The sequence below is a fragment of the Methylophaga sp. UBA678 genome, assembly GCF_002299105.1.
GTDB lineage: Bacteria > Pseudomonadota > Gammaproteobacteria > Nitrosococcales > Methylophagaceae > Methylophaga > Methylophaga marina.
The window spans coordinates 60,503-67,827 of record NZ_DBNG01000031.1; the positions used below are offsets into that span (position 1 = coordinate 60,503).

The following is a 7,325-nucleotide window of genomic DNA, read 5'->3' on the forward strand; positions in this document are numbered from 1 at the left end:
TCTATGATTATTATTGTAAGTACGAATATTCAGCACCTAGAAGTAGTAGCCAAAATTGATATTAAAACGTGTCTGCCAGTCATCATTCTGATTAGCACCGAGACGATCACCAAATGGGTCATCCCCCCCGATAAATTCATTACCGTTCGAGGCGCTTAGATCTGTGTAGATGTACCAATTACCACTCGCCCAAGCTGCACCAACTGTTGCTAAGGCACTATCGTTAAAATCATGCTCTTGTTTGAGAAGGACACTGTACTCGACGTAAGGCATGACATAGTCCAACCAAGGCAGTTGGTCAGTATCGTAACGATAACTTAGAGAGATAGCTGGTAACCAGGCTTCAGCCGCTGTGGTACTGGGGAAGTCGTAAGCGCCCATTTGGACTAATTTGTTGGTACCTAAAGGTTGATTACGATCGACATCAAAACGGTAATAAGTCAGTTGTGTAGCCAATGTGAATGCCTGCCATTTATTCAACATATGGCCTGATAATGCGTAATGATGCCCATCATCCTGCGAGCCTCGGCTTTTTAACTGTGAATATTGAAGAGAGAAGCCTAAATCAGTCCCTACTTCGCCATGTTGAAAATGTCTTATGCCACGCAGGTTAAATTGATTTCGTTCCTCGTAACCATCACCCGATTCATTCACCACATCATAAGAATAACGAGCACTCTGATGAGAGGACCCGGTATATGAACCTTCATCTGAGACGTAATAGGCGACATCCCAATCCCAGTTATCTGTGGATTGATGATATTTGACACCCAAGTCCATGTCATCGGACAAACCAAGATAGTAGTGTTGATCAAAAAACCAACTTTGTGAGATGCCGTATGGGCCTGGCCCGAATGGCACTCTATTTACCCCAACTTGTATTTGCCGATTCTCGTCAAATTGGTATCCTAACCATCCTGTATGCAGAAAGTTATACCCGTTGTACCAGCGGTACTCTAGCTTACCGAGATATGGTCCATTTTCATAATCCAAATTGATACGAAAAGTATCCAAGGCGAAATTACCGCCATCATCAAAAGAACGCGAGGCACCTCCGGTTTCGGGGTAATCACCGATGGCATAATTTGCTCTGATAGCACCGCCCACTTTGAGATGACCAAAACGAATTTTATTGTCAGGCTCTAATGTTGGTTCAGCTCGGGAGAGTTCTTCCAGTTTCGCATTAGAAAGTTGTTTTTCTTGTTCTGCTTTTGCAAGAGCCGCCTGTGTTGATTCTAACTCTGCCTGAAGTGCTTTCAATCGAGATTGCAACTGCTCTACCGTATTTTCCTCAGCAGTGACTGACTGTATTGGCAACACGGCCATAGACGCCACGATGCATTGACTAAAGATCATGCTTCTCGTGGACAAGCTGGTCCTTACTTTCATCATTTATTTTTCCGAATTGACTGCGGGTATGTACTTGAAATGTTATTCACTTGAGTGAATATGGAGATACTTTTGTTTTCTAAAACTTTATTTACCCTAACAATTTGAGACACTGACTTCAAATTGTCAGAACAGGATTTTTGCCACAACAGGCAAATGATCAGACGCTTTCTTGGCTAGCGTTGTTCGATGAACACTCAAGGAAAGTAGGTGTTTACGTGGATGTACCCAGATACGATCTAAGGCAAATACAGGAAAAAAACTGGGGAAACTTTTTTTGGATGGTGTGGTATCAAAATAGGCTTTTAAGCGACGTAATGTCCGTCCCCATAAGAACCATTCGTTTAAATCGCCCATCAAGACCGCCGTATCGACCTCATGTTCAGCAAGGCGACTCATGAGTTTTTCAACCTGAAACTGACGTTCTTTTGGTTTTAAACCAAAATGTGTCGTCATTATCACAAGCTGATGTTGCTCGATTTCCAGCCTGAGTTGAATTGCCCCTCTGGGCTCATGGGGTTCAAGACTTAAGTCAATCAGCTCATGAGACGTTAATGGAAATTTACTTAAAACGGCATTGCCATAGTGTCGACTCTCCCGAAACATGGTTGGGCCTGCAATGCCAATCATGCCGGTCTGCTGAGCAAGAAAATCAAGCAGATCGATATCATTGACCATATGATGTTCGACTTCTTGCAAAGCAATGATGTCGGCATCCATTTCACGTATCACGTCAACAATTCTGAACGGGTCGAAATGTCCGTCAGTTCCGATGCAGGCGTGAATATTGTAGGTTGCTAAGGTAATCTCCATTCAGTGTTTTATTTGTCTTCTTTTCGGTTAATCAGACGTTTTAATCCATACATAATGCTGCCAACGGCAATCACTACAGCAATGAAAATTCCAATCTGAGTGGGGTCTGGGTTTTGGATAGTTCGCATCAAAGAATCAGCAAAAACGGTGATGCCTAAAATACCGGGCAGCATACCGATGACTGTTCCTAAAATAAAATCGCGGGTTTTAATATGTGAGCCACCTGCCACCATGTTGATGACCGTAAACGGAGCCACGGGAATAATTCTGACAGTAATGATAGCTAAAACGCCATGCTTAGCTAAACGACGACTTAGTTTGTTTATACTGGAACCAGCAAGTTTCTGAATGGTATTTCGTCCCAGGTAATGACCAACGGCATAGCCCATCAAACCACTCACTAATGAACCAATGATTGAATACACACTTCCCCATAGCGGCCCAAAAGTCAGTGCCGTCGTAATTATCAATAGTGTTACAGGAAAAGCAATCAGTCCGGCTACGGCAAAAATACCCACAACAATCAGTGGTGTTAATGGATGTGATTTTATGCCCTCTGCTGCATGTTGCAGCGTCTCGGGATTTAACCATTCACTCAGTGGTGTCCACCGCCAGATGGCGGTCATGATGAGCACAACAGCCAACACGGCCACAATTTTCCACCATTGTTTTTTGGCGGATGTTGGCTCATCAACAGGGATAAACATTTTGGTCAACTCTTCAGAATCGATGGGTCTTTCAGGATCCACCACCGCAGATGTCGGTAACATCTGGTTAGCATAATCGGATACACGGCAGTCAAGTTCACGCAGTGTATGTGCGTTATCCTGGCCAGCATCAATCAAACGAATCAAAGAGGTTTCCTGAGAAAGATTTTGTCTAAGTTGGTCTTCTGTTATGCCAAAGTGTTCACTCAGTAAACGCTCTCGAAAACGGCTGATAGTCGCTTTATTCTCTTCTGTATCGGCTTCGATAACGAGATCACATTCGCTATCAAGCCCCATAGAGCGGTTACTCAGATTGGCAGACCCCACTCTCATAAGCCGATCATCTATCACTGTGATTTTGCCATGCACACTGATGTAAGAGCCACCCAGTTCATCGCGATGTGGGTAACAAATCCTCAGGCGATTATGCGTATCTGCTTCTTTCAGCTTACAAGCCACACGAAAACGCAAAACATCCATGGTAGCCTGTTCCAGCCAGCCGCCCGTCATCAATGGAAGAACTAAAACAATATCGGGACCATTTCGTTCTTGAAGTCGCTCAGCTAGTAAATCTGCGATCTTCCAGGACGTGAAATACTGATTCTCCATGTAGATCAAGTTTTCAGCCGCTTTTAAGCTGTCCATATACAGCTGCTCTACCTCACGAACCTCTTTTTGTTCGTGATATTCAGGTATGGTTCGACTGATGGCCACCTCAATATTTTCAAACCACGGCTCAATATAATCCGGCCAGGCAGTCCCTGTTCTTTGTGGCGGTTTTTGCAGCTGTTCTCCCGTGGCTTTAAGCCAGCGTTCTCTAGCCAGGTCGCCCAAAGCGGCTGCCGCCTCACCCTGAACCAGCATTTGCACATCATGAAAAGGAGGATATCGATGCCCATCAGGATCGGTACGTCTGGCATCATCCGCTTTATGTGCAGAGCTATCCCAACGGCTTTTGCCAATATCAAAGCCACCTGAGAAGGCAATATCATCATCGATAACCACCACTTTCTGATGTTGCGATGCCCCTAAAGGACATTCTCCATCTAACTTGAAATGCAGTCTTTTTTGAGACTTCCAAGCAGGCTTATACATGGGTAACCATTCACGTTCCATGGTATAAACCATCGCCCAATCCCAATTGAGAATATAGATATCAAGATCTGGATTGCGGTTGAGCACTTCACTGATAAATGCGCCCAGCTCTGCTGGCAAATCACTAGTTTGCTCATCATTTCTGATAAGCTGCATACGGCTGTCGATATCCCAGGAAAGTATGTAGACGGTATGTTTCGCTTGCTGGATCGCGGCATGCAATGCACCAAAATAATTCTCCCCATCAATTAACACTGCAACTTGTTTTGCCTGCTTTTTTTGCCAACAATTGCTGCCTTCATTCAATATGGGTGCTTTGGTCACACTTCATTCCTAATCTTGTGGTGAAAATAGTGCCACTGAGAATAACATATCAATCACACCACCCTTCTATACATCGATTAACATCCTCTTATTAAATGATCATTTTTTAGCCAACACAAAGTCCATCGCCATTCTCCCGGCTTATGGCTTATCGCTGGATATAGCAACATTAACAAGGTGTCATAGACTAATGATCTCAGCATTAAACTGCTCAGACCAAGATGATAGAAATAGCTATTGATGCCCCGGTCAATGCAAGGTATGTTTGACTCATAACTATAAAAAACATGTTGATTTGAGGGAGAACAGTCTTGATAAAGCGTATTAACAGTTCTGAATTACGCATTGGTATGTATATTCAGAAGCTTGGTGGTTCCTGGATCCAGCATCCGTTCATTCGCAGCAGCTTTCTTGTTACTGATCCCAATGACATTAAACGCATCCATGACGCTGGCATAAAAGATCTTTGGATAGATACTGACAAGGGAGACGATACGTCCGCCCCAGCAACAGTTGAAAACAAAGTCGAGCAAAAAGCATCGACAGAGGCAGTTGAAGAGAGCAAGTCAGCAGAAACCAAACCGGTGCCTAGTTCTTCATCAATAGAGAATGAAATAGAGCGTGCAAGAAAACTGTGTCAGGATGCCAAACCCCAAATCATGTCCATGTTTAATGACATTCGCTTGGGCAAAGCCATTGATCCTCACACCACCCTTCCCTTAGTGGGCGAGATTGATTCTCTGGTTCAACGTAATTCAGCCGCCATCCTTAGTGTTGCCCGCTTAAAAACGCATGATGATTACACCTATATGCACTCTGTGGCGGTTTGTGCACTCATGCTTGCACTTGCCAATCAAATGGGTCTAGATAAAGAACAAACACGTCTTGCTGGCATCGGCGGGCTGATGCATGACTTAGGCAAAGCAGCCATGCCGCTCGATATATTAAACAAGCCCGGCAAACTCACTGATTCTGAATATGACGTGATGAAAAAGCACACCATCGTTGGCGCCAAAATTCTGCAAGATGGTGGAGCCGAAGCTGAAGTCATCGATATTGCTTTAAATCACCACGAAAAAATGAACGGTACCGGTTATCCAAACCGACTGCCTGCTGATGAAATCTCGGTTTTAGCCCGAATGGCGGCTATTTGTGACGTCTACGATGCCGTAACATCGGAGCGAGCCTATAAAAAACCATGGGAACCCGCCAATACCATACGAGAAATGTCGAAATGGGAAGGTCATTTTGATAAACAAATTTTTAATAGTTTTGTTAAATCTGTAGGGATTTATCCCATTGGTTCACTGGTTCGTCTCACCTCACAGCGCCTAGCTGTGGTGGTTGAACCCGGAACAGAGTCTTTACTCAAACCCAAAGTGAAAGTGTTCTTCTCAACGCGTTCAAACGCCCCCATTCCTATACAAGTGATCGATTTGGCAGCAAAAAGCTGTAAAGAGAGCATCGAAGGACCAGAAGAACCTGCTGATTGGGATTTCAAATCCTTAGAAAACTTATGGTTATAGTTTAATATGTGAATTAGACTAGCCATGTGCTCACAGGCAAGGTATATATGAGTGAGAGATATCTCATGAGCGATAATATAAATGAATAGATATTATGGCAGATAATACACAGCCCGCACTGCATAGACTTATCACCAAGCGCTACATGCTGGCTGTTGTGCTTATTGCCATACTGTCCAGTTTCGCTGCCTACACATTAAAATCTGCCATATCCGATGTCGATAATACGGCCTATGTCGTCAATATCTCAGGCAGTCAACGCATGTTGAGTCAACATATTGCACTCGACATCCATCGTTTATATCAACAACGCTTTGTCACACACTTAGCACAAGATATTACCGAGGATGCCTTAACTCAGCATATAAACAAGATGGGTGAGGCTAATCAACAACTTGCCTCAGGCCAACTGAAAAATAATCAAACACTCGAACAGTCAGAAGCTATCCGACACCTCTATTTTGGTGATATCAACCTCTATGATCGTGTCAATCAATACTTGAATACAGCCACACAGCTTATCGACACTGAGGACGAACACACCTTCCTGACATTAATGAATCAAATCGACAATGTCTCCGAAGATTTACTTATTGATTTAGATAAAGCTGTCAATCAATATCAATTCGAAGGTGATGAAAGACTCCGTATCATCAAGAACCTGGAAGTTGGACTCTGGTTAATCACCCTGCTCACGCTTGTCCTTGAAGTGATTTTTATCTTTAGACCGATGGCAAAAGAAGTTATCAAATCACGTGAAGCTGAACAGCGGCTGCTGAATAGTCTCGAAGAACAGATAGAATTACGCACGTACAAACTGGAAGCAGCTAATAAACAACTCAAAGATCTCGCCAGTAAAGATCCACTCACTAACTTAAATAACCGGCTTACATTAGAGTTCGAAATAGAAGCCTTAATAAAAGGCTTTCATGCAAACCAGTGTCCTTTTGGTATCGCGCTTATCGATATCGACTTTTTCAAAAAGATTAATGATGCCTATGGGCATTTAGCAGGGGATCATGTCTTAAAAGAGTTTGCAGAGATTTTACAATCCCAAGGGCGTGATAGCGACAAAGCCTATCGAGTAGGTGGTGAGGAGTTTGTTGTTATATTAAACCGGTTACCATCTGAAAGAGCACAAGACATCATACAAGAGTTAATCAACCAAACCCGGTCACATCACTTTAACTTCGAAGGTCAACACATCAACGCCACAATCAGCGCAGGTCTATACCACACGGATCTGTTCCCCATTGCCAACACAAGAGATTTATTTTGTGTTATCGATAAAGCATTGTACGAATCGAAAGCCAATGGCAGAGACAAACTCACTCTAGCCGTGCCTATTTAGAATAACAGGCATAAAAAAAGCGCTTAAAAGCGCCTGATACTGATGTCTTTGTGTGAGCTTGAAAATGGAGGCTGGGGTCGGAATCGAACCGGCGTACAAGGATTTGCAATCCTCTGCATA

5 protein-coding genes are annotated in these 7,325 nt (G+C 43.5%); 2 read left to right on the forward strand and 3 right to left on the reverse strand.

Going from position 1 to position 7,325, the window contains the following annotated elements; all coding sequences use genetic code 11:
• Nucleotides 1-36: 36 nt before the first annotated feature.
• The 3 genes from B3014_RS14080 to B3014_RS14090 form a co-directional block, all read right to left on the reverse strand.
• A complete protein-coding gene (locus B3014_RS14080) occupies nucleotides 37-1,392 on the reverse strand; it encodes a hypothetical protein (RefSeq protein ID WP_289243429.1) in 1,356 nt (451 codons plus the stop codon).
• A 123-nt stretch (nucleotides 1,393-1,515) separates the two neighbouring features.
• Nucleotides 1,516-2,202, reverse strand: coding sequence for an endonuclease/exonuclease/phosphatase family protein (locus B3014_RS14085; protein WP_289243428.1), 687 nt, complete (start codon nucleotides 2,200-2,202; stop codon nucleotides 1,516-1,518).
• A gap of 8 nt (nucleotides 2,203-2,210) precedes the next feature.
• Complete coding sequence (locus tag B3014_RS14090; protein ID WP_289243427.1) at nucleotides 2,211-4,328, reverse strand: VTT domain-containing protein; 2,118 nt, start codon at nucleotides 4,326-4,328, stop codon at nucleotides 2,211-2,213.
• 311 nt (nucleotides 4,329-4,639) lie between these two features.
• Between B3014_RS14090 and B3014_RS14095 the strand changes: the two genes are divergently transcribed.
• A complete protein-coding gene (locus B3014_RS14095; RefSeq protein ID WP_286304207.1) occupies nucleotides 4,640-5,854 on the forward strand; it encodes an HD-GYP domain-containing protein in 1,215 nt (404 codons plus the stop codon).
• A 94-nt stretch (nucleotides 5,855-5,948) separates the two neighbouring features.
• Nucleotides 5,949-7,205 carry a diguanylate cyclase gene (locus B3014_RS14100; RefSeq protein ID WP_289243426.1) on the forward strand — a complete coding sequence of 419 codons (1,257 nt, stop codon included), beginning with the start codon at nucleotides 5,949-5,951 and terminating at the stop codon, nucleotides 7,203-7,205.
• Nucleotides 7,206-7,325: the final 120 nt, after the last annotated feature.

Excerpts from the sequence above, each read along its gene's own strand:
- B3014_RS14080 (WP_289243429.1), bottom strand. The coding sequence starts at position 1,392 with ATGATGAAAGTAAGGACCAGCTTGTCCACGAGAAGCATGATCTTTAGT.
- B3014_RS14085 (WP_289243428.1), bottom strand. The coding sequence starts at position 2,202 with ATGGAGATTACCTTAGCAACCTACAATATTCACGCCTGCATCGGAACT.
- B3014_RS14100 (WP_289243426.1), top strand. The coding sequence starts at position 5,949 with ATGGCAGATAATACACAGCCCGCACTGCATAGACTTATCACCAAGCGC.